Source organism: Dechloromonas sp. ZS-1 (assembly GCF_039649255.1).
In the GTDB taxonomy this organism is placed as follows: domain Bacteria; phylum Pseudomonadota; class Gammaproteobacteria; order Burkholderiales; family Rhodocyclaceae; genus Azonexus.
Genome location: NZ_JBDIYD010000016.1, coordinates 33,843 through 55,871 on the forward strand (window position 1 = coordinate 33,843; position 22,029 = coordinate 55,871).

The window sequence follows — 22,029 nt, forward strand, 5'->3', positions numbered from 1 at the left end:
TCATGCAACAGACTGCACTGACCACCGACGAAATCCGCGCCCTGATTGCCAAGGGCAAGCTCAAGGACACGCTGTTCAAGGCGCTCGGGATCTTCTTCCTGGGCCTGGGCCTCGTCATCATTTTCCTGCTCGTCGGGGACATGGTGATGCGCGGCTCGGAACGCCTGAATCTCGATTTCTTCATGAATTTTGCGTCGCGACGCGCCACGCAGGCCGGCATCCTGTCCGCCTGGGTGGGCTCCCTGCTGGTCATGACCGTGACCGCCTTTGCGGCCGTTCCGCTGGGCGTGGCGGCGGGGGTGTATCTCGAGGAGTACGCCAAGCGCAATTGGGTGACGGAAATCATCGAGATCAACATCACCAACCTGGCCGCCGTGCCGTCGATTGTGTACGGTCTCCTCTCGCTCGGGATCTTCGTCTACCAGTTCGGCTTCGGGCAAAGCATCCTGACTGCCGGCCTGACCCTGGCGCTCCTGATCCTGCCCATCGTCATCGTGTCGACCCGCGAGGCCATCCGGGCCATTCCCGTCGCCATCCGTGAAGCCTCGATGGGCTGCGGTGCGACCCGCTGGCAAACCTGCCGTTACCACATCATTCCGTATGCCATGCCCGGTATCCTGACCGGCGTCATCATCGGTCTGGCCCGCGCCATCGGGGAAACGGCACCGATCATCACGATTGGCGCGCTGACCTTCATCGCCTTCCTGCCGCCGCTGCCTTTCACTGCGACGGAAATGGGGGCCACCGCAGGCTTGTTTGAGTGGCTGATGTCGCCCTTCACCGTGATGCCGATCCAGATCTTCAACTGGACCTCGCGTCCGGACCCGGCCTTCGAAGTGAATGCCGCCGCTGCAGGTTTTGTCCTGATGGTCATGGTGCTGTCGATGAACGGCATCGCCATCTGGCTGCGCTACAAGATGCGCAAGAACATCAAGTGGTAATCCGACGGTCAACCCCGGAAAACCACCCGAAAACGAATACGATATGGAGTCTCCAATGCAGATTCACGACCAACCGACCCTGAAGGCGGAAGCCCGTAACCTCAACTTCTATTACGGCGAAGCGAAGGCCCTGAAGGGCATCAACATGCCGATCTACGACAAGAAGGTCACCGCCCTGATCGGCCCTTCCGGTTGCGGCAAATCGACCTACCTGCGCAGCTTCAACCGCATGCACGACTTGTACCCGGGCAATCGCTACGAAGGCGAAATCCGCTTCTACCCGGACAACACCAACCTGCTGGCACCGGAGGTCGATCCGATCGAAGTGCGCATGCGCGTCGGCATGGTGTTCCAGAAGCCGAACCCCTTCCCGAAGTCGATCTACGAAAACGTCGCCTACGGTCTGCGTGTGCGTGGCGAAAACAACAAGCGCGTGCTCGACGACAAGGTTGAACATGCCCTGAAGGGCGGCGCCCTCTGGGAAGAAGTGAAAGATCGCCTGCACGACCTGGCATCCAACCTCTCCGGCGGTCAGCAGCAGCGTCTGTGCATCGCCCGCGCCCTGGCCACCGATCCGGAACTGCTCCTGTTCGACGAGCCGACCTCGGCCCTGGACCCGATCGCCACCGGCGCCATCGAAGAACTGGTGCATGAACTCAAGAAGCGCGTCACCATCCTGATCGTGACGCACAACATGCAGCAGGCTGCCCGCGTCTCCGATTACACCGCCTACATGTATCTGGGCGAGTTGATCGAATTCGGCAAGACCGATGAAATCTTCATCAAGCCGAAGGACAAGCGCACCGAGGACTACATTACCGGCCGCATGGGCTGAGGAGAACGACATGAACGAAAGCCAGCATCTGTCCAGCCAGTACGACGAAGAACTCTCCCGCCTGCGCACGCATGTGCTGCAGATGGGCGGCCTGGTCGAGACCCAGGTTTCCGCTGCCATCGAGGCGTATTCCAGCGGTGAAGTGGCGAGCGTGAAAACGATCGTCGAGTCGGACCGCAAGGTCAATGACCTGGAAAAGGCCATCGACGACGATTGCGCCCACATCATCGCCAAGCGCCAGCCGGCGGCCTCCGACCTGCGTCTGGTGTTCGGCATCAGCAAGATCGTGACCGACCTTGAACGGGCCGGTGACGAAGCCAAGAAAATCGCCAAGGGCGTGCGCCGGATTTATGAAGCCGGCCACATGCCGTCGCAGTATGGCGTCGGTGTCCGTCACATTGCAGAAGCCGCCCTGGCAATGATCCGCCAGGCCCTGGATGCCTTTGCCCGTCTTGATGCGGCCCAGGCGGCCTCGGTCATCCGTGCCGATGACGACGTCGATGTCGAATTCAAGTCGATCATGCGCCAGCTGATCACGCACATGATGGAAGACCCGCGCACCATCACCACGGCCATGGACATCATCTGGATTGCCCGTGCAGTCGAGCGCATCGGCGACCATGCCAAGAATGTGGCCGAGCATGTTATTTTCATCGTGGAAGGGCGTGATATCCGCCACATGAAAAACAAAGGGAGTGAAGCGTGACCCCGACGATTCTGGTCGTTGAAGACGAACCGGCCATTCAGGAACTCGTCACCATCAACCTCAAGCACGCCGGCTTTCTGGTCGTGCGTGCCGGCAGCGCCGAAGAAGGCGAGTCCGCCATCCGCGCCGCGTTGCCGGATCTGGTCATCCTCGACTGGATGTTGCCGGGACAGTCCGGTGTGGCGCTGGCCAAGAAGATCCGTGCCGCTGAACGGACGCGCGAACTGCCGATCATCATGCTGACCGCGCGGGTACATGAAGAAGACAAGGTGCAGGGCCTGGAAGCCGGGGCCGATGACTACGTCACCAAGCCTTTCTCGCCGAAGGAACTGGTTGCCCGCGTGCGCGCCGTGCTGCGCCGCCGTGCGCCGCATCTGGCTGGTGAAGCCGTCGAGGTGGGCGATCTGACCCTGAATCCGGCCACGCACCGCGTGCTGGCCGGGGGCATCCCGGTTGAACTGGGGCCGACGGAATTCCGCCTGCTCTTTTTCTTCATGACCCACGCCGAGCGCGTTTACACCCGCGCCCAGCTGCTCGATGAAGTCTGGGGCGACCATGTCTTCATCGAGGAACGGACGGTGGATGTGCATATCCGTCGTCTGCGCGCCGCGCTGGAAGCGAGTGGTCATCACGAACGCGTCGAAACCGTGCGCGGTACCGGTTACCGCTTCCGCGGAGCCTGAGGGTGTCGGGACAACTCGTCCGTTCCCTGTTGATTGCCCTGGCCACCGCCCTCGTGGCGGTGCCGCTCGGCTACTTTGTGGCGCCCTGGCTGGGCTGGGGGGTGTTCTGCCTTGGGCTGGGCCTGCAACTGCTCTTCCACTTCCGGAATTTCGCCCGTCTGGATCGCTGGTCGCGTCATCCGGTGGTGGATGCCAGCCTGGAGGGGGAGGGCGAGTGGGACGGTGTCTTTGGGCGTCTGTATCGCCACGAGAAGGAATTGCGCCAGCAGATCGCCCAGCGCGAGCAGGAAATCGCCATGCTCATCGCTGCCGGTCAGGCCCTGACCGATGGCGTCGTGCTGCTCGATCTGGAGCATCACATCCTCTTCTGCAATCGCACGGCAGAAGCCCAATTGGGGCTCAAAATCGAGGTCGACCGTGGCCAGTCCATCGTCAATCTCGTGCGCCAGCCGGAGTTTGCCCGCTATCTGTCGGACAATGATTTTTCCCGGCCGCTCAGCCTGCGCCCGGAGCGTTACCGCGAGCGGGTCTATGCCATCCATGTGATTCCGTATGCCGGCAGTCGCCGGCTCATGCAGATCAAGGATGTGACGCAGGAAGATCGGCTCGATCAGACCCGCCGCGATTTTGTGGCCAATGTGTCGCATGAGCTGCGTACGCCGCTGACGGTCCTTGCCGGTTTTCTGGAGACTTTGCAGGAAATCGAGCTGGATACGGAGGAGCGCCAGCGTTATCTGCAGATGATGAGCGATCAGGCCGGGCGGATGCAGTCCATCGTGCAGGATCTGCTGACCTTGTCATCCATCGAGTCGGCGCCGCCGCCCGAGGATGAAGTGGTGGACATGAGCCGCCTGCTCGACAAGCTGCGGCGCGATGCCGAGGCCCTCTCCGGCGGTCGACATACCGTGGAGCTCGAAATCGACGGCAAGGCCGACCTGCTGGGGGCGGAGCCCGAACTGGTCAGCGCCTTTGGCAATCTGGTCACCAACGCCATCCGCTACACCCCGCCGGGTGGGCGTGTGCGGATTCTCTGGAACAGGACGCCGCTGGGTGCCGAGTTTGCGGTCGAGGACACCGGGCCCGGTATCGATGCCAAACACATCCCGCGTCTGACCGAGCGCTTCTATCGCGTTGACCGTGGCCGTTCGCGTGATTCGGGCGGGACCGGGCTGGGCCTGGCCATCGTCAAGCACTCGCTGGGCCGTCATCAGGCCCAACTCGATATCCGTAGCGAGGTCGGCAAGGGCAGCCGTTTTGCCGCCCGTTTCCCCTTGCACCGGGTAATCGCCCAAGGTTGAGGTGGGGGCTGCTGAAAACGCTGTCTAGCGCAGCGTTTTTAGCACGTCGCGCAGGGCATCCGTCTGGATGCTGTCGAGCATCTGATAAATCCGTTCGCTGCTGCTGGCCAGATTGCGCTGCGCCCGCGGGTCGTCGATCCGGCCCAGGGCATTGTCGAAAAAGAGCCACTGCTGGCGTGCCAGCATGACGGCCTCCCGCATGCCCGGCATCAGCTCCGGGTTCTTTTCGAGTTGGCCGAGGGTCAGCGCAAATTCCTTGCGCGCCTGTTCGATATCGACCTGACGCCCGACGCTGCGATCCCCTGCGGCCGCTTGCAAGGTAAGGCGAGTGGTGCGCTGGAGCAGCATGTTGAGCCGGGCCACATCGTTGATCAGGCGGGCTGCAGGCTGGTCAACCGATGGTTCAAGCCGCGCCAGCAACTGGCTGGCACTCAGGCTCAGGCTTTCAGCGAGATCCTGCGTTTCCGGCAGGCTGGCGGCCTGGCCGAGCGGACGCTGCATGAGTGCGTCGCCCTGATTGCGCAGGCGCTCCAGGCGTTTATTGCCTTCCTGGCTGCGCCCGATCCGGCTCAGCGCCTCCTGAACCCGCTGCCGGCTTTCCTGGATCAAGGCGGGCGAACTGCTTAGGGTGAGCTGTTGTTGCAGATGCAGCTTGCCCAGCCGCTGGGCTTCGACGCTGAGGACGGCCGCGGCTTGGCGTTCCTGCACCTGTTCGCGTGCGGTGTTGGCGTGCACGGGCAGGGCCAGGCTGATCAACAGGGGCAGGGCACTCAGACGGAAGGGCAGGGCGGGCATGGCGCGGCAAAAAGGGTGTCAAACGGGCCGGCAGCTTAGGTGGTTTTCGTGACAATTCGATGAAATCAGGAATCGTGCTTGACCAAAATGCTGCAATGCACGATAATCTCGCTCCTACGACGGACGCGGGGTGGAGCAGTTGGCAGCTCGTCGGGCTCATAACCCGAAGGTCACAGGTTCAAGTCCTGTCCCCGCAACCAACGCCGTGAAATCAAAGTCGACGCCGAGTCGGCTTTTTTTTCGTCCACGGTACTGGGCCTGGGTCGCGCCCACCTTCAGTGTTTGGGTGCGGGCGGGCTGTACCACAGCTCTTTGCGCTTGAGCGGTGTCTCCGGCGGCAGGTAAGGGTTGTTCAGCTCAATGCGCCGCCGCTCTTCCAGGCGTGCTTGTCGCAGTGCATCCCGGTTGTGGCGCAGGAATAGCCGGTCAAAACTGCCATCCCGGATAGCGGCCTCCAGCCCGCGCTCCAGCAAGGCGGCGAGTTGCGGATTCTGCTTGCTGACGAAAAAATAAAACGCAGTCGGGTAGTGCAGCACCGTGTGTGTTTCTGCAACCAGATTTTCCTGTTTGGCGACCCGCAGCTCCTGCCAGATTTCGACCACACTGCGCGGGAAATACTGAATGCGGCCACGCTCCAGCATCGAAAACAAGGCATCGTATTGCGTCGCGACATGTACGTTGAAATGGTTGGCCTTGAGAATGTCGGTATCCGGCCAGTCGCGTAATTGCCCAGCAACCAGTTGGGCAATCTCCGTATCGCGACGTCCTTTGAAGAGTCCTACCTGTGCTTCCTGAACGATGGCGATGCGCCAGCCCATGAGTCCCTTGTAAAGCGGGATGCGAATGGGCTGGATTGCCTGTTCGCGCTCGCTGGAGGTCATGGCCCAGAGCAGGTCGATACGTCCCGTGCCTGCTTGCAACTCGCGTACGGCCCGGCCTTGGGTCATGACGTCGGCGCTTGAGCGAATATCGAGCGGCTGACCGGTCTTCTCCCCGATCAGTCGCAGGAGATCCAGCATGTAGGGAACGTGCGGATCATCGCCTTGGTGACGCGGATAGCGGAGGATGTATTCCGCCGCGCCGGCCTGTAGGGTCAGCAGGAAGAGCGACAGAGCAAGCCAAAATCGACGCATGAGCACGCTGCTTCGTGGAAATCGACAGTGCCTATTCTGATCTTTTTTCGTGTGAAAAAGGGTGAAAAATGCGGGGGCCGGGCGTGTCATCTCGACGTCATGGGGCGGTCATTTGGCTTTCATCTGCGCGCTCTATCGTTCGCGCATGCCCAAGGTCCGATCCGTCTTCCTCTCCGACATCCACCTCGGAACACGCGCCTGCCAGGCGGAGCGCTTGCTCGATTTTCTCCGCCTGCATCCGGCGGAAAACATTTTCCTGATTGGCGACATCATCGATTTCTGGGCCATGCGCCGGGGCATCTGCTGGACGCCGGCACAAAACACCGTGGTTCAGAAAGTGTTGCGGCGGGCGCGGCACGGCGAGCGTGTGGTGTTCATTCCCGGTAATCACGACGAAGCCCTGCGCGATTATTGCGGGGTGGCGTTCGGTGATATCGAAGTGGCCGATGAACTGATCCATCAGGCCGCCGATGGCAAGCGTTACCTGCTGATCCATGGCGATCAGTTCGATCAGGTGACGCGGCATCACCGCTGGGTCGCCTTGCTGGGCGATCAGGCTTACGAGTTGCTGGTCCGCCTCAATCTCTGGTTGTCCTGGCTGCGCCGCAAGCTCGGCATGCCGGGGTACTGGTCGCTGGCGGGTTACGCCAAGCGCAAGGTCAAGACGGCCCTGAATTTCATTTTCGATTTTGAGGAATCCGCCATCCGGCATGCCCGCGAGCGCGGCCTCGATGGCGTCATCTGCGGCCATATCCACTGGGCTGCGCTGCGCGAGATCGAGGGCCTGCGTTACGTGAATTGTGGGGATTGGGTGGATTCCTGTACGGCGATCGTCGAGCACTTCGACGGGCGTCTTGAGCTGGTTACCTGGGATGCCGCGACGTCGCACCCGGTGTCGCCGACGGTCGACGATGTGGTGGAGGTCTAAATGCGTGTGCTGATGGTGTCCGATGTCTATTTCCCCCGGGTGAATGGGGTGTCTACCTCGATGGAAACCTTTCGTCGCGTGTTGATGGCGCAGGGGATCGAGGTGCAACTGGTTGTGCCGCGTTATGGCGACGAGTCGGATGAGCCCGGGATTCATCGGGTCGCAGGACGTCCCATTCCGGGGGACCGGGAAGATCGTCTGGTGAGCTGGTCGGCCATGCAGCCTGCGGTGCAGGCCGCCGCCCGGACGTGTGATGTCGTGCATATCCAGACGCCGTTTGCCGCGCACTATGCCGGACTCAAAGCCGCCCGTCAGTGGGGCAAGCCGGTACTGGCGACCTATCACACCCTGTTCGAAGCCTATTTCGAACACTATCTGCCCTATCTGCCGAAATCCTGGTTGCAAGGGGCTGCCCGCCGTTTTTCCCGGCAGCAGTGCAATGCACTCGATGCGCTGGTGGTGCCGTCCAGCGCCATGCAGCAGCGTCTGAGCGCGTACGGCGTGCGCACCCAGATGCATGTTTTGCCGACGGGGATTCCGTTGGGGCAGTTTCGGGGCGGGGATGGGGCGGCCTTCCGCACCCGTTTGGGGATTGCGCCGAAGCGGCCGCTCGCCTTGTTTGTCGGGCGGGTAGCGCACGAAAAAAACATCGGCTTTCTCATTGAGGCCATCCGGCATGCGCGTCTGGCCTGTCCAGATGCCTTGCTGCTGATTGCCGGGGAAGGGCCGGCCCTGCCCGCTTTGCAGGTGCAGGTGGCACGCCTGGGCTTGCAGGACGCGGTGCGTTTCGTCGGTTATCTGGATCGGCGTACCGACTTGCCGGCCTGCTATGCCGCCGCCGATGTCTTCGTCTTTGCCTCGCGTACCGAAACGCAGGGTTTGGTGCTGCTGGAGGCCATGGCGGCCGGTCTGCCTGTTCTCGCGCAGGCCGAAATGGGGACCGTCGACATCCTGGCCCCGGGGCGTGGCGCCTGGGTGCTGCCGAATGATCCGATTGCCTTTGGCACCCAGTTGGGCGCCTTCCTGAAGGATCCCGGTCTGTGGCCCGGCATGGCGCGGGAGGCGGAGGCGTATGCGGCAAGCTGGTCGGACGCGGCGATGGGCGTCCGCTTGGCAGGGCTGTATGAACAACTCTGCGGGCGACTCAATCCCGTACCGGACATGCTGGCCGTCGTCCCGAACTGACTTTCTTTTCAACGCAGGCAGGGGCGCCCGGCGCTTGCTGCCGGAAGCTGGAGTTTGCATGCACGATCCTGCCCCGGAGTCTCTGGGTCTTCATCCGGAACACGAGTCCCCGTTCAAGGGAAAGACCGGCTTGCGCCGTGTCTGGAATGCCTTCAACTATTCGCTGGCCGGCCTGCGGGCGGCCTATCTCTGCGAGGATGCCTTTCGTCAGGAGGTCTGGCTGGCGGTTGTCCTGATCCCCCTGGCGTTCTGGCTGCCGGTCGATTGGCAGGGGCGGGCGCTGATGCTGGCCAGTGTGCTGCTTGTCCTCGTCATCGAACTGCTCAATTCTGCGGTGGAGGCGGTGGTTGACCGCGTCAGCCTGGAAAACCACCGCCTGGCAAAGCGGGCCAAGGATATCGGGAGTGCCGCCGTGCTCGTCAGCCTGCTCATCGTGTTGGCCGTCTGGGGCTGTGTCCTCGCGGGGAGTCTGGGATGAGCCTGAATATCGTGTTCGTCACGGAAACCTATCCGCCCGAGGTCAATGGCGTGGCCATGACGGTGGGCCGTCTGGTGCAGGGCTTGCGGGCCGCGGGGCATCATGTGATGGTGGTGCGTCCCCGGCAAAGCGGTGAATCGCCGGAAAAGGCGGGTTATGAACTGGTCCGCAGTTTGCCCATTCCCGGCTATCCGGGCTTGCGCTTCGGTTTGCCGGCGGGCGGGTTGTTGCGGCGTCTGTGGCGGCAGCAGCCCCCGGATGTCGTGCATGTGGTGACCGAAGGTCCGCTGGGCTGGTCGGCGGTCAACGCCGCCCGGGCCCTGAAAATCCCGGTGACCTCGGGCTTTCATACCAATTTCGACCGCTACAGCGTGCACTACGGGCTGGGGTTCCTGCGCCCGGCCGTGGCGGCGTATCTGAGAACCCTGCATCGTCGGACACGGGCCACCATGGTGCCGACCGAGGCGCTGGCGGCGGACCTGGCCGGGGAGGGGATTCAAGGCGTGCGCGTGGTCGGGCGGGGGGTGGATACCCAGTTGTATCGGCCCGAGCAGCGTTGCGAGGCGCTACGCCAGCGCTGGCTGCAGGGCGGGCGTGGGCCGGTCTGTCTCTATGTCGGACGTCTCGCCCCGGAAAAAAACCTGGCCCTGGTCGAAGCAAGTTTTGCCGCGCTGGCTGCTGTACAGCCGGATGCGCGCATGGTCTGGGTGGGGGATGGGCCGGCCCGCAGTGCGCTCGCGGCGCGCCATCCGACACATCTTTTCACGGGGCAGCAGGTGGGCGAGGATTTGGCCCGCCATTACGCCAGTGCCGACCTCTTCCTCTTTCCGAGCCTGACCGAGACCTACGGCAATGTTGTGGCCGAGGCGATGGCCAGCGGGCTGCCGGTGGTCGCCTATCGGAGTGCAGCGGCCGCCGCCCTGATCGTGAACGGGGAGAATGGCGTAGTGGTGGCGCCGGGGGATGAGGCGGCCTATGTGCGGGCGGTGCTGGACTTGATGGCTGCACCGCAGAGCGGGCCGCGCCTGGGGATGGCTGCCCGCGAACGCATGCTGTCGCACAGCTGGTCGCGGGTGGTTCAGGATTTCCTCGCCGTACTCGACGAGGCGATCTCCGGTCAGAACTCGGCGTGTGCGCGCAGCGAGGTGATGGCAGCAGGCCCGCGGTCTGCGTTGTAGCCGGGGTTGGCAATGCGCTGATAACCGGCGCTCAGCCACAGGCCACGGGTGGCTTGCAGGCTGTAGTAGGTTTCGATGCTGTTTTCGGCCCGGTAATTGAGTTGACCGTCGCCGATGAAGAAAGAAATCCCGCCCTGCGCCAGGTAGTTGCGGCGGTCTTTGGAGAGGCCGTTGCGCATCCAGGCCAGGCCGAAGGTGTCGTCCGGACGGCCCCAGGCGCTGCCCTTGAGGGCGAAACCGGTCGCCATGCCGCTGTCGGCCTCGGTGAAGGCGTAGGTTTCGGTGCGGCCGTCGCTGCGCGACAGGCGCAGAAACACGCCGAGATCGGCGGTAATGGCCTGTTCCAGATTCAAGACCAGGCCGTACTTGATGCGGGCACCCTCGCGCACGTTCAGGATGGCCTGCTGGTCCGGACCTGGATTATTGGCGAGCCAGCGGCTCGCATCGCTGTAGCGGGCCACCTGGGCCCGGTTACGCCAGGCCAGCAGACGGACTTTGCCGGGTTGGTCGCCGAGCATGTGCTGGCGCTCCAGCTCGATCTGGTCGCCGTAGTATTTGCCGATACGGTAATCGATCGGCAGACCATTCGGGACTTTCGGGCCGGTCATGCGTCCGAAGCGCAGCACGTAATTGTCCTGATACCACTCGCCGGCAAAACCCCAGCCGAAGCCGCGCGCATCAGCCGCGTAGTCGTAGGCGATCGGAGCCATGTTTGCCCAGTTCATGAACTGGGTGCGGGGGTCCTTGGCGTAGGCGTTGTCGTCAAAGATGTCGAGGACGGAAAAGTTGCCGACGGTCAGGACGAAACGGTCCTTGGCCACGTGGCCGGCCATCTGGTTGAAATCGGATGCCTGATACTCGGTGTCCTGACCCAGTGCCCAGGTTTGCCGGACAAAAGCGCGCTGGCGGTAGATTTTCAGCTGATTGCCGGAGGCGCGGGTGGCCTCGCCATTGGTGAAGCCGCCCAGGCCGGTCAGGCCGGACATCGCGTCGCCCTGGCCGGCTTCAATGTTCAGATAGGCTTCCCCGCCCTGCCAGAGGCGCGCGCCGAGGAAAGCAGTGCTCGTGAAGGTATAGGCATCTTCACCAGCCCCATTGAGACTGTTGCGGCCGTTGTAAGGGGAGCGGAAACTGCTGCTGTGCTGGCCGATGTAGGTGGCTTGCCCCTTGGCCTGCCAGGCTTCGGTGGGTTGCTCGGTCTCGGCATGTGCGACGAAGGGCAGGCAGGCAAGTGTCAGGAGTAGGCAGCGCATGAGTCAGTCAGAATACGATAGCCCATCATTATAGTTCGTCGGGGATGACTGTCTGATGACATCGCTGCACGTCATGGACTACGACTTTAGTATTGTTTTCATAAATCGAACTTTATAATGGCTGTTCTCGACCCCGTTCGTGCATGTGGGCATTGGATGCCGGCGTGGGCAACTTTCTCGTTTGCTTTGTCCTGGTGAGCCATGCGCAGCATTCCGTCTTTGCCGTTTCTCGTTGGCTGCACGCTGCTCGGTGCCGCTGTTCCCATGGCGTACGCGGCGAGTGCTGACGAGGGGGCAGATCTGTATTTCACCGATCTGCCGGTGGTGGCTACCGTCAGTCGTCTGCCGCAACGCCTCGACCAGGCGCCGACCTCGGTCACGGTGCTGGACCGGGAGCTGATCCGGGCTTCCGGCGCACGGGATCTGAACGATGTCTTCCGGCTGGTGCCGGGTTTCATGACCTATCCCGCCAATACCGACTCATCTCGTGTGGCCTACCACGGGATGAGCGACGAGGATTATTCGCCGCGGGTGCAGGTGCTGGTCGATGGGCGTTCCATGTATTCCCCGCTGTTTCGCAACGGGGTGAATTGGTCGCTGATCCCGGTCAGCATTGCCGATATCGAACGCATCGAAGTGGTTCGGGGCAGCAACAACGTTTCCTATGGCGGGAATGCCTTTCTCGGGGTGATCAACATCATCACGGTGGATCCGGCCATGGTGCGCGGCGTCTCGGTCTCTACCAATCAGGGCAATCAAGGCGTGCAGGATTACAGCGTGCGCGGTGGGGGCGCCTTGGGTGAGGTGGGCCATTTTCGCCTGACCTACGAGCAGCGCGATGATCGCGGCTTGACCGACCGTTATGACTGGCGCGACTACAACCGCTCCCGCCTGCTCTCGCTGCGTGCCGATGTGCAGGTCAGCAGCGAGGACCTGATCGAGTTCAGCCTGGGCCGTGTCGAAGCGAGCAATCTTTCCGGGCGTCTGGATCGCAGCGGTACGACGGTGCTGTCCACCGGCAAGGCGGATGATCCGCTGCGTGACTACCAGCAAGCAAGTACTCACCTGCAAGTGCAGTGGCGACGGGCCATGGGGGCGGATGCAGAGTTCCGCTTGCGCTATGCCGTGACGGACGACTGGGCCAATGATGCGCACCAGGAAACCAAGAGCAGCCCGTTTACCGGTGGGCCCTATTATCAGACTGTCGATGCCTATGGCGGACACAGTGTGACGCACGAGCTGGAGGCGCAGCATGTCTTTTCTCCCGTGCGGGACACGCGTCTGGCCTGGGGGGGCAGCTGGCGCTACAGCAGCCTGAGTTCGCCGGATTACCTGTACGGCTTGGGCGACGTGACGCGGGAGACCAGCCGTCTGTTCGGCAACCTGGAATGGCGACCCCGGCAATGGTTTACCGGCAACCTGGGGTTGGCGGTCGAGCGGGACAGTTTCGCCGGGACGCATCTCTCCAACCGGGCCAGTGCCAACTTCCACCTGGATGAGCAAAATACCCTGCGCCTCGGCTATGCGCGGGCTTACCGGGCGGCCAGCATTGTCGATTACGTGGGCGATCGCCGCCATCTGCCGTATGCCACGGTATCGGGCACGCCGGTCGAGGCGGGCAGCGTCTATCGCCGCCGTTTTCTCGGTGACGGATCGCTGGGGGTCGAGCGTCTGGATACCTACGAAATCGGCTATCTCGGCGAATTGAAATCCTGGCGGATGTCGATGGATGTACGGGCCTTCATTGAGAAGATTCCCAATCGTTTCATGACGCCGATCGAGCGGACCCTGGCCGATGGTTACTGCAACGTGCTCGGCATCGGTGCCGTGCCGGTATGTACCGGGGTCAAGGCCGATTACACGACGCCCATTCAGGCCGTGCAGATCAGCGGTCTGGAGTACCAGTGGCGCTGGCAGCCGCTGGAGGGAACGCGGCTGATGCTGAGCCAGGCCTTTGTCAAAATCACGGCGGATTTCCTGCCCGGGGTCGCGTACAAAGAGTCGCTGCGTCTGCTGACCAATGAATCTTCGCCCACCCACAGCACCTCATTGTTCTGGATGCAGAAATTGCCGCTGGGGATGGAATTGTCGCTGGCGGGTTACTGGGTTGGCCATCACCGCTGGTCGCAAAACACGGCGGTGCCCGGCTACCGGCGCCAGGATGCGCGCCTGGCCTATCCCTTCCGTTGGGATGGCCTGCGTGGCGAACTGTCCTACACCGTGCAGTCCCTGGATGGCTCGCAAATTGAATACAAGGGAGCAGTTCCGAGTAGTGTCGATTCAGTGCTGGCGGCGCGGATCGTCGAGCGGCGCCAGTGGGTCGGGGTACGGCTGGACTTCTGAGTGCCTTGCAGCGGCCCGAAGGCCGCTGTCTTCCGTGCGCTCAGGCGCGCTGGATCAGTTCGATCTTGTAGCCATCCGGGTCTTCGACGAAGGCAATGATGGTGCTGCCGTGCTTCATCGGACCGGCTTCGCGGACCACCTTTCCGCCGCGCGCCTTGATGTCGGCGCAGGCCTTGGCCGCATCCGGCACGGCGAGGGCGATATGGCCGTAGCCGTTACCCAGGTCGTAAGACGGCGTATCCCAGTTGTGGGTGAGTTCGAGCACGGCGTCGGTATCCTCGTTGCCGTAGCCGACGAAGGCCAGCGTGAAGCGGCCTTCCGGGTAATCCTGGCGACGCATCAGGTGCATGCCGAGGATTTCGGTGTAAAAAGCGATGGCGCGATCGAGATCGCCGACGCGGATCATGGTGTGCAGAATACGCATGCTGTTTCCTTGGTTTTAAGCGTAAATTGGGAGTTGACCGCCGAGCTGGCGCAGCGCGAGGCGCTGGGCTTGCCAGTCGGGGCAGAGTGCTGCCACCACAGACCAGAAACGCGGGCTGTGGTTCATTTCCTTCAGGTGGGCGAGCTCATGGCAGACCACGTAGACGGCAGTCGGCAACGGTAAAAAGACCAGTCGCCAGTTAAGTGCGATGTGGCCCCGGCTGTTGCAGCTGCCCCAGCGCGTGCGGGCCGATGACAGCCGGAGCGGCGGCGTCGGCACGCCGAGGCGTGCGGCATGTTCTGCCAGCAGGCCGTGCAGCACCTGCCGCGCATGGGCCTTGAGGACGGATTCCAGGGCTTGAGGCGCGTCGACCGTCGGACTCGTCGTGAGATGCAGCTGGCCACCTTCAAGCCGGCCGCTGGCACGCTTGCCCTGCGTCAGGTGCAGCGGGGTGGGCAGGCCGAAGACCGGGATGAGCGCACCGTTATGCAAGGGTGTCGTGGCGGGCTGGGGGCGGTTTGCCCAATGGGTGAGTTTGTCGAGCACCCAGTCGGCGTGCTGCCGGATCAGGGTTTCAATGTCGCTGAGGCGGGCCCGCACCGGGGCGCCGACGCGCAGGCCGCGCTGGTCGATGGCAAGGCCGATGCTGCGGCGGCTGGAGCGCCGCAGGCTGTAGGTAATCGTCCGGGGGCCGAGCTGAATCTGGTGCTGGGCTTCAGGCAGCCTGGATGGCATCCGGATTCGGGTAGCGGTGCGGGGAAATACGGCGCATCTCGGCTTCGATCCAGGCTTCGGCGCGCTGATTGACCTCGGCCTCGCTGAGACCGGTGGCGTCGAAGGCCGGGCCGATGCTGATGGTGACGGTGCCCGGCTTCTTGATGAAGGCCTGACGCGGCCAGAGTTCGCCGGCATCGTGCGCGATCGGCACGACCTTGCAGCCGACGTGCGTGGCGAGATAGGCGCCGCCTGCCTTGTAACGCTTGGTCTGCCCGGGGGCGACACGCGTGCCTTCCGGGAAGATGATGACGTAGAAACCTTGCTGCAGGCGCTCACGCCCCTGGGTCACCACTTGGTCCAGCGCTTCCTTGCCAGCCTTGCGGTCGATCGAAATCATCTTCATGGCGGCCAGGCCCCAGCCGACGAACGGCACCTTGAGCAATTCCTTCTTCAGCACGAAGACGCAGTAGGCGCCATCCGGCACGCAGTCCTGCAGGGTCATCGTTTCCCAGGCCGATTGGTGCTTGGCGAGAATGACGCAGGCTTCCTTCGGCATGTTTTCCAGGCCGATCACCTTGGGACGGATGCCGAGCAGATGCTCGACGCCCCATTGCGTGCCCAGGCGCCACAGACGCCCGAAACGGTAGGCCCAGGCGCCGCCGAGCAGCGGGCCGGCGATGATGACGAGCGGGGCGCTGAGGATGGACCAGATCAGGGCATAGGCCATGAACAGCGTCGAACGGATCAGATTCATGCCTTGCCCCCGGCGAGGATGGCATCGACGGCCGCCGCGAGGTCGGGGAATTCACGCGTGCCTTCCGGCAGGTTGCCTTCGGCCTTGGTTTTTTCGCCTTTGCCGGTGAGCACCAGCATCGGCTGGCAGCCGGCGGCAGCGCCGGCTTGCAAATCTCGCAGAGAGTCGCCGACGGTCGGCACGCCGTTCAGGTCGATATTCAGGGTGTCGGAAATGCGCTTGAACATGCCGGGCTTGGGCTTGCGGCAGTCACACTTGGCATCGGCCGTGTGCGGGCAATAGAAAATGGCATCGACGCGACCGCCGACATTGAACAGGGCCTTGTGCATCTTTTCATGGATGGCATTCAGGGTGTCCATGTCGAACAGGTTGCGGCCGATGCCGGACTGGTTGGTCGCCACGACCACCCGGTAGCCTGCCTGATTGAGGCGGGCAATGGCTTCCAGGCTGCCGGGGATCGGCTTCCATTCGGCCGGGCTCTTGATGAACTGGGCGGAATCGAAATTGATCACGCCGTCGCGGTCCAGGATGACAAGCTTGGTGGGCATGGCGAGGGTTCCCGGTTAAGCGGAGAGCTTGGACAGATCGGCCACCTTGTTCATGGCGGTGTGCAGCTTGGCGAGCAGGCCCAGGCGGTTGGCCTTGAGCGCCGGATCGTCGGCATTGACCATGACGCCATCGAAGAAAGCATCGACCGGGGCGCGCAGGGCAGCCAGCGCCGAGAGCGACTCGGTGTAGTCGCCGGTGGCAAAGGCGGCATCAGCCTGCGGCACCACATCGACCAGCGCGGCATGCAGGGCGACTTCGGCGGCTTCCTTGAGGAGGGCGGCATCGACCACGGCTTCCACCGGGTTTTCGACCTTCTTCAGGATGTTGCCGACACGCTTGTTGGCGGCGGCCAGGGCAGCGGCTTCCGGCAGGGCCGAGAAGGCGCGCACGGCAGCGAGGCGCTTCGGAATGTCGCCCAGGCGTTGCGGACGCTGGCTGACCACGGCATCGACTTCCTGCGCGGTATAGCCTTCATCGCGCAGGCTGCCGGCGAGGCGGTCATAGATGAAGTCGGCCAGTGCGGATTCGGCCGGCTTGAAGCCATCGACCGTCGAGAAGGCACGACCGGCGACGGTCAACAGCCCGACGAGCGGCAAATCCAGATCGTTTTCTGCCAGCATGCGGATCACGCCCAGCGCGTGACGGCGCAGGGCGAAGGGGTCCTTGTCGCCGGTCGGAATCTGGCCGATGCCGAACATGCCGACCAGGGTTTCCAGCTTGTCGGCCAGCGCGACGACGGTGCCGACGCGGTTGCGCGGCAGGCTGTCGCCGGCGAAGCGCGGCTTGTAATGATCTTCGATGGCATCGGCGACGTCGGCATCGAGGCCGTCGTGCTGGGCGTAGTAACGGCCCATGATGCCCTGCAGTTCCGGGAACTCGCCGACCATGTCGGTGAGCAGGTCGGCCTTGGCCAGCACGGCAGCCTGTTCGGCGTGAGCAGCCAGCGCACCGCCGCCCAGCTGGTCGGCAATGGCGCGGGCAATGGCGGCCACGCGCTGGACGCGTTCGCCCTGCGTGCCCAGCTTGTTGTGATAGACCACTTTGGAGAGGCCGATGATGCGGGACTCGAGCGACTTCTTGCGATCCTGATCGAAGAAGAACTTGGCGTCGGCCAGGCGCGGGCGCACGACGCGCTCGTTGCCCTGCACGATGGCGCTCGGATCGGCCGGGCTGATGTTGCTGACGACCAGGAACTGGTTGGTCAGCTTGCCCGAATTTTCCACACTGCCGTCGAGCAGCGGGAAGTATTTCTGGTTGGCCTTCATGGTCAGGATCAGACATTCCTGCGGCACGGCGAGGAATTCGGCTTCAAACTGACCGATCAGCACGTTCGGGCGCTCGACCAGAGCGGTCACTTCGTCGAGCAGGGCGTCGTCTTCGATCGGCTTCAGATTCGCGCCGGCCTTGGCTGCGGCGGCGGCCAGCTGGCGGGCAATTTCCGCCTTGCGCTCGGCAAAGGCGGCGATCACGGCACCGTCGCGGCGCATCGTCTCGGCATAGGCATCGGCATTGGCGATGACGACCGGCGACACAGCGGCTTCAAAACGATGGCCTTGCGTCGTGTTGCCGGCATTCAGGCCGAGCACGGCGACCGGCACGACGCTGTCGCCATGCAGGGCGATCAGGCTGTGGGCAGGGCGGACAAAATTGACGCTGCTCCAGCCATCCTGCAGCTGGTAGGTCATGACCTTGGGAATGGGCAGCGCGGCCAGCGCTGCTTCGATGGCCTTCTGCAGCCCTTCGGCCAGCGTGGCACCCTTGGCCAGGCTGTCGTAGAAGAGGATGTCGGCCTTGCCGTCGTTCTCGCGGCGCAGGCTGGTCACGGCAGACGCGTCGGCTCCCAGGGCGGCCAGCTTCTTGAGCAGGGCCGGGGTGGCGTTGCCATCGGCGTCCAGACCGACGGCCACCGGCATCAGCTTCTGCACGACCGGCTTGTCGGCGGCGACGGCCAGGACATCGGTGATGTGCGCAGCCAGACGGCGCGGTGAGGCATAGGCGGTGACGGCGGCGGTCGACGGGGCCAGACCGGCATTTTTCAGCGAGGTCACCAGCGCGCTGGCAAAGGCATCGCCCAGCTTCTTCAGCGCCTTGGGCGGCAGTTCTTCAACGAAGAGTTCAACGAGGAGATTTTTCGACGACATATCAGGCAGCTTTCTTGGCGTTCTGTTCTTCGAGCTTGGCCAGCACATCGGCGGCCCATTCCTTCGGCGCCATCGGGAAGCCGAGGCGGGCGCGGGAATCGAGATAGGCCTGGGCCACGGCGCGGGCCAGGTTGCGGATGCGGCCGATGTAGGCGGCACGCTCGGTCACCGAGATGGCGCCACGGGCATCCAGCAGGTTGAAGGTGTGCGCGGCCTTGAGCACCTGCTCGTACGCCGGTAGGGCCAACTGGGCATCCATCAGATGCTGGGCCTGCTTTTCGTGCGCGCCGAAGGCGGTGAACAGGAAGTCGGCATCGGAATGCTCGAAGTTGTAGGTCGACTGCTCGACCTCGTTCTGGTGATAGACGTCGCCGTAGGTCAGGCCCTCGGTCCATACGAGGTCATAGACGTTCTCGACGCCCTGCAGGTACATGGCCAGACGTTCCAGACCGTAGGTGATTTCGCCGGTGATCGGCTTGCAGTCGATCCCGCCCACCTGCTGGAAGTAGGTGAACTGGGTGACTTCCATGCCGTTCATCCAGACTTCCCAGCCCAGGCCCCAGGCGCCCAGCGTCGGGTTCTCCCAGTCGTCCTCGACGAAACGGACGTCGTTCTTCTTGAGGTCGAAACCGAGGGCTTCGAGCGAGCCGAGGTAGAGTTCGAGGATGTTGTCCGGCGCCGGCTTCAGCACCACCTGGTACTGGTAGTAGTGCTGCATGCGGTTCGGGTTCTCGCCGTAGCGGCCGTCCTTCGGGCGGCGCGAGGGCTGGACGTAGGCGGCTTTCCACGGCTCCGGGCCGATGGCGCGCAGGAAGGTGGCGGTGTGGCTGGTGCCGGCGCCGACTTCCATGTCGTACGGCTGGAGCAGGGCGCAGCCCTGGTCGCTCCAGTATTGTTGCAGGCGCAGGATGATTTCCTGGAAAGTCGGTTTCTTCGTGGCGGTGTTGCTGGTGCTCATCGGACGCACTCGATCTGGATTCGAAACGCTCGATTTTACTTGCTTTTGCCCCGGCTTGCGCGGAACGAAGGCAGCGCAGTGCTGTCGGATCAAATGCTTAAGGAGGAAATGAATGATGGCAGTTGAAAAAGCGACCCTGGCCGGCGGCTGCTTCTGGTGTCTGGAGGCGGCCTTCGAGCAACTGGAAGGCGTGCTCTCAGTGTGTCCCGGCTACATGGGCGGGCCTTTGCCCAATCCGACCTACGAGGCGGTGTGTACCGGCGGAACCGGCCATGCCGAGGTGATACAGATCGAGTTTGATCCGGCCCGGATCGAGTTTGAAACCCTGCTCTCGGCTTTTTTTGCCTTGCATGACCCGACGACCCTGAATCGCCAGGGGAATGATGTGGGCACGCAATACCGCTCGGCCATCTTCTGGCACACGCCGGCCCAGCGCGATGCCGCGCAGGCGATGGTGCAACGGTTCAATGCGGCCGGGATCTGGCCGGATCCGGTGGTCACGGAGATTGTGGCGGCCAGCCCCTTTTATGCGGCGGAGGCGTATCACCACCAGTATTTCCGCAAAAATCCGTACCAGGGTTACTGCATGGCCGTCGTGGCGCCCAAGGCGGCCAAGCTGCGCGAACTCTTTCCGAGTCGGATCAAGCCGGACTGAGGGTTTCAGGCCGTTTCCGACGGTCGACCGTCGGACGCGGGTGTTTTTAGCCAGCCGTCGAGTTTCTCGAAAAGCTGCGCCGCGTTGATCGGCTTGGTCAGATAGTCGTCCATGCCGGCCTCGAGGCAGCGTTCGCGGTCGCCTTGCATGGCATTGGCCGTCATCGCCAGGATCGGCGTGTGGGCCAGCTGGTTGGCGGTTTCGCGCTGGCGGATGCGGCGGGTGGCTTCGATGCCATCCATGACCGGCATCTGCATGTCCATCAGGATCAGGTCGTAATGTTCGGCGCCGCTGAAGGCGAGGGCCTTTTCCCCGTTGTCGGCCACATCGGTCCAGTAGCCGCGGCGCTTGAGCAGGGTGAGCGCGACCTTCTGGTTGACCGGGTTGTCCTCGACCAGCAGGATGCGGGCGGTGGCCATCGGCGTTTGAGTGCTGGCAACTTGGCCGCTCTGCAGCGTCGGCGCAGCCTCGATGACTTCGGCAGGCTGGCGTAAGGGCAGCGAAAAGTGGAAGCAGCTGCCTTGGCCGAGTTCGCTGTCGACCCAGAGGCGGCCGCCGAGCAGACGGATGAGCTGACGGGTGATGCTCAGGCCAAGGCCGGTTCCGCCGAATTTGCGGGTGATCGACGCATCGGCCTGGGCGAAGGCTTCGAAGATGTGACTGAGTTGTTCGCGGGAAATGCCAATACCGGTATCGCGCACGGCAAAATGCAGTTCTTCGCCCCCGTTGCGGGCGGGGCGGCGACTCACACTGAGGCGGATTTCTCCCTGTTCGGTAAATTTCAGCGCGTTACCGAGCAAATTGAGCAGGATCTGCCGCAGGCGAACCGGGTCGGCCACGATGTGGGTCGGGCAGTCTGCCGCAATATCGACCTTGAGCGCGAGGCGTTTTTCGGTGGCACGAATGCCGATCGGGCCGCTGACTTCGCCAATGCAGGGACGCAGTTCGAAGGGAATCTGCTCGATGGCGAGCATGCCGGCTTCGATTTTTGAGAAGTCCAGGATGTCGTTCAGGATAGTGAGCAAATTGTCGGCGGATGATTTGACGAGGCCGAGGAAGTTGCGTTGCTCGTCGTCCAGTTCGGTGTCCAGCACCAGTTCGGTCATGCCGATGATGCCGTTCATCGGGGTGCGAATCTCGTGGCTCATGTTGGCCAGGAACTCGCTCTTGGCGCGGTTGGCTGCCTCCGCTGCTTCCTTGGCCTGTTCGAGTTCGATGCGGCCCGATTCGCGTTCGGCGACCAGGCGGCTGACCACCAGACTCAATTGGTTCAAGTCCTGGGCGCCGCTTTCGTCGTGAGCGATTTCGCTGGCTGGCAGCAAGGTGGTGACCACATGGCGCAGGGCGGTGAGTGCGGCTTCGCGGCTTTCGAGCTCGGACTGCAGGCTGTGGGTGGTGCGTTGCAGGAGTTCGAAGGCGGGCCGGAATTCGCTGGGCAGACTGTCGAGATGAAGCGCAAATGTGTCTGATTCGGCGGCGGCTTTAGCGCTGTGTTCCAGATGCTGGACGTTTTCCAAGGCCCCGAGCCAGCGCTTGAGCGGCAGGCGGATGAGCAGCAGGCCGCCGAAGAGGCTGGTGCAGGCGAGCGCCAGGGCGATGATGATCTGTTCCCAGAGTGCGCTGGCGATATTTTCAACAGCAAAACTCAGGCGCAGGATGCCGTAGTCGACACCGCCGGCGGCAATCGGGCGATTGATGTCGGGCAGTTCGTCAGCCAGGCGCTGTACCAGCCATTCCGGCGCTTGATTGACGTGTCCGGCATTCAGGTTATGGCTTTCAACCGAGCCTTCCTTGAGATCGATGAACCGGGCTTGGTCAAAGGCGGAACGCAGGGTGACGTTGTCGAGCGTGCGATGAATGGTGTCGTAGTCACCAATCACCGCACTGTCGGAGACAGACTGCGCAGCGACCTCGAGGAGGACGGAAGAGGCTTGCTGGGTTTCTTCGACGACCTTGTGATATTCGGCGCTGAAGAAGAGCAGCAGGCCGCCGCCGACGAAGAGCACCAGCGTCAGTGAATACAGTGCATAAATGCGACTGCTGAGGGAGTGGGGAAGCCAGCGCACGAAGGTCGA

At 63.0% G+C, this 22,029-nt stretch carries 21 protein-coding genes and 1 tRNA gene; 12 read left to right on the top strand and 10 right to left on the bottom strand.

What is annotated here, in order from left to right; translation table 11 throughout:
- The first annotated feature begins 2 nt into the window (after positions 1-2).
- From pstA to phoR, 5 genes are read left to right on the top strand one after another with little or no spacing between them, the layout of a single operon-like run.
- The gene (pstA, locus tag AACO21_RS14920) at positions 3-941 is read left to right on the top strand and encodes a phosphate ABC transporter permease PstA (RefSeq protein ID WP_346193320.1); all 939 of its coding nucleotides are present in this window, start codon (positions 3-5) and stop codon (positions 939-941) included.
- Between the two features lie 55 nt (positions 942-996).
- Positions 997-1,776: a phosphate ABC transporter ATP-binding protein PstB gene (pstB, locus tag AACO21_RS14925; RefSeq protein ID WP_346193321.1), complete on the top strand. Its 780-nt coding sequence runs from the start codon at positions 997-999 to the stop codon at positions 1,774-1,776.
- Positions 1,777-1,786: 10 nt separating this feature from the next.
- A complete protein-coding gene (gene phoU / locus AACO21_RS14930) occupies positions 1,787-2,482 on the top strand; it encodes a phosphate signaling complex protein PhoU (RefSeq protein ID WP_346193322.1) in 696 nt (231 codons plus the stop codon).
- Entirely contained in the window at positions 2,479-3,165 is a 687-nt protein-coding gene (gene phoB / locus AACO21_RS14935) for a phosphate regulon transcriptional regulator PhoB (RefSeq protein WP_346193323.1), read from the top strand. The genes phoU and phoB overlap by 4 nt, the downstream gene beginning before the upstream one ends.
- A gap of 2 nt (positions 3,166-3,167) precedes the next feature.
- Entirely contained in the window at positions 3,168-4,463 is a 1,296-nt protein-coding gene (gene phoR, locus AACO21_RS14940) for a phosphate regulon sensor histidine kinase PhoR (RefSeq protein ID WP_346193324.1), read from the top strand.
- A 24-nt stretch (positions 4,464-4,487) separates the two neighbouring features.
- Here phoR and AACO21_RS14945 read toward each other — a convergent pair whose 3' ends face one another.
- Positions 4,488-5,258 (bottom strand): hypothetical protein, encoded by a 771-nt coding sequence (locus tag AACO21_RS14945; RefSeq protein ID WP_346193325.1) that lies wholly within the window; start codon positions 5,256-5,258, stop codon positions 4,488-4,490.
- Between the two features lie 124 nt (positions 5,259-5,382).
- Here AACO21_RS14945 and AACO21_RS14950 point away from each other — a divergent pair.
- Positions 5,383-5,458: transfer RNA gene (locus tag AACO21_RS14950), tRNA-Met, on the top strand.
- A 75-nt stretch (positions 5,459-5,533) separates the two neighbouring features.
- On the opposite strand, the gene AACO21_RS14955 is transcribed toward AACO21_RS14950, so the two are convergent.
- Complete coding sequence (locus AACO21_RS14955; protein ID WP_346193326.1) at positions 5,534-6,391, bottom strand: transporter substrate-binding domain-containing protein; 858 nt, start codon at positions 6,389-6,391, stop codon at positions 5,534-5,536.
- A 145-nt stretch (positions 6,392-6,536) separates the two neighbouring features.
- On the opposite strand from AACO21_RS14955, the gene AACO21_RS14960 reads away from it, so the two are divergent.
- Genes AACO21_RS14960 through AACO21_RS14975 form a run of 4 tightly spaced genes read left to right on the top strand, consistent with a single transcriptional unit; the run spans position 6,537 to position 10,160 of the window.
- Entirely contained in the window at positions 6,537-7,319 is a 783-nt protein-coding gene (locus AACO21_RS14960; RefSeq protein WP_346193352.1) for a UDP-2,3-diacylglucosamine diphosphatase, read from the top strand.
- On the top strand, positions 7,320-8,504 hold the full coding sequence (locus AACO21_RS14965; protein WP_346193327.1) for a glycosyltransferase: 1,185 nt from the start codon (positions 7,320-7,322) through the stop codon (positions 8,502-8,504).
- 58 nt (positions 8,505-8,562) lie between these two features.
- The gene (locus AACO21_RS14970; RefSeq protein WP_346193328.1) at positions 8,563-8,982 is read left to right on the top strand and encodes a diacylglycerol kinase; all 420 of its coding nucleotides are present in this window, start codon (positions 8,563-8,565) and stop codon (positions 8,980-8,982) included.
- A complete protein-coding gene (locus AACO21_RS14975) occupies positions 8,979-10,160 on the top strand; it encodes a glycosyltransferase family 1 protein (RefSeq protein WP_346193329.1) in 1,182 nt (393 codons plus the stop codon). Before AACO21_RS14970 ends, AACO21_RS14975 begins: the two co-directional genes overlap by 4 nt.
- On the opposite strand, the gene AACO21_RS14980 is transcribed toward AACO21_RS14975, so the two are convergent.
- Positions 10,100-11,413, bottom strand: coding sequence for a carbohydrate porin (locus tag AACO21_RS14980; RefSeq protein WP_346193330.1), 1,314 nt, complete (start codon positions 11,411-11,413; stop codon positions 10,100-10,102). The two genes, AACO21_RS14975 and AACO21_RS14980, sit on opposite strands and share 61 nt — an antisense overlap.
- Positions 11,414-11,614: 201 nt before the next feature.
- Here AACO21_RS14980 and AACO21_RS14985 point away from each other — a divergent pair, with 201 nt between their 5' ends.
- Positions 11,615-13,756: a TonB-dependent receptor gene (locus tag AACO21_RS14985; protein ID WP_346193331.1), complete on the top strand. Its 2,142-nt coding sequence runs from the start codon at positions 11,615-11,617 to the stop codon at positions 13,754-13,756.
- Between the two features lie 40 nt (positions 13,757-13,796).
- On the opposite strand, the gene gloA is transcribed toward AACO21_RS14985, so the two are convergent.
- From gloA to glyQ, 6 genes are read right to left on the bottom strand one after another with little or no spacing between them, the layout of a single operon-like run.
- A complete protein-coding gene (gene gloA, locus AACO21_RS14990) occupies positions 13,797-14,180 on the bottom strand; it encodes a lactoylglutathione lyase (RefSeq protein ID WP_346193332.1) in 384 nt (127 codons plus the stop codon).
- Positions 14,181-14,195: 15 nt separating this feature from the next.
- Positions 14,196-14,915, bottom strand: coding sequence for a SprT family zinc-dependent metalloprotease (locus AACO21_RS14995; RefSeq protein WP_346193333.1), 720 nt, complete (start codon positions 14,913-14,915; stop codon positions 14,196-14,198).
- Positions 14,896-15,651, bottom strand: a complete 756-nt coding sequence (locus AACO21_RS15000; RefSeq protein WP_346193334.1) for a lysophospholipid acyltransferase family protein — start codon at positions 15,649-15,651, stop codon at positions 14,896-14,898. Before AACO21_RS15000 ends, AACO21_RS14995 begins: the two co-directional genes overlap by 20 nt.
- Entirely contained in the window at positions 15,648-16,199 is a 552-nt protein-coding gene (gmhB, locus tag AACO21_RS15005; protein WP_346193335.1) for a D-glycero-beta-D-manno-heptose 1,7-bisphosphate 7-phosphatase, read from the bottom strand. The genes AACO21_RS15000 and gmhB overlap by 4 nt, the downstream gene beginning before the upstream one ends.
- A gap of 15 nt (positions 16,200-16,214) precedes the next feature.
- On the bottom strand, positions 16,215-18,341 hold the full coding sequence (gene glyS, locus AACO21_RS15010) for a glycine--tRNA ligase subunit beta (protein ID WP_346193336.1): 2,127 nt from the start codon (positions 18,339-18,341) through the stop codon (positions 16,215-16,217).
- Position 18,342: 1 nt separating this feature from the next.
- On the bottom strand, positions 18,343-19,299 hold the full coding sequence (glyQ, locus tag AACO21_RS15015) for a glycine--tRNA ligase subunit alpha (RefSeq protein ID WP_346193337.1): 957 nt from the start codon (positions 19,297-19,299) through the stop codon (positions 18,343-18,345).
- A gap of 112 nt (positions 19,300-19,411) precedes the next feature.
- Here glyQ and msrA point away from each other — a divergent pair, with 112 nt between their 5' ends.
- Positions 19,412-19,954: a peptide-methionine (S)-S-oxide reductase MsrA gene (msrA, locus tag AACO21_RS15020; RefSeq protein WP_346193338.1), complete on the top strand. Its 543-nt coding sequence runs from the start codon at positions 19,412-19,414 to the stop codon at positions 19,952-19,954.
- 5 nt (positions 19,955-19,959) lie between these two features.
- Here msrA and AACO21_RS15025 read toward each other — a convergent pair whose 3' ends face one another.
- Positions 19,960-22,020, bottom strand: coding sequence for an ATP-binding protein (locus AACO21_RS15025; RefSeq protein ID WP_346193339.1), 2,061 nt, complete (start codon positions 22,018-22,020; stop codon positions 19,960-19,962).
- Positions 22,021-22,029: the final 9 nt, after the last annotated feature.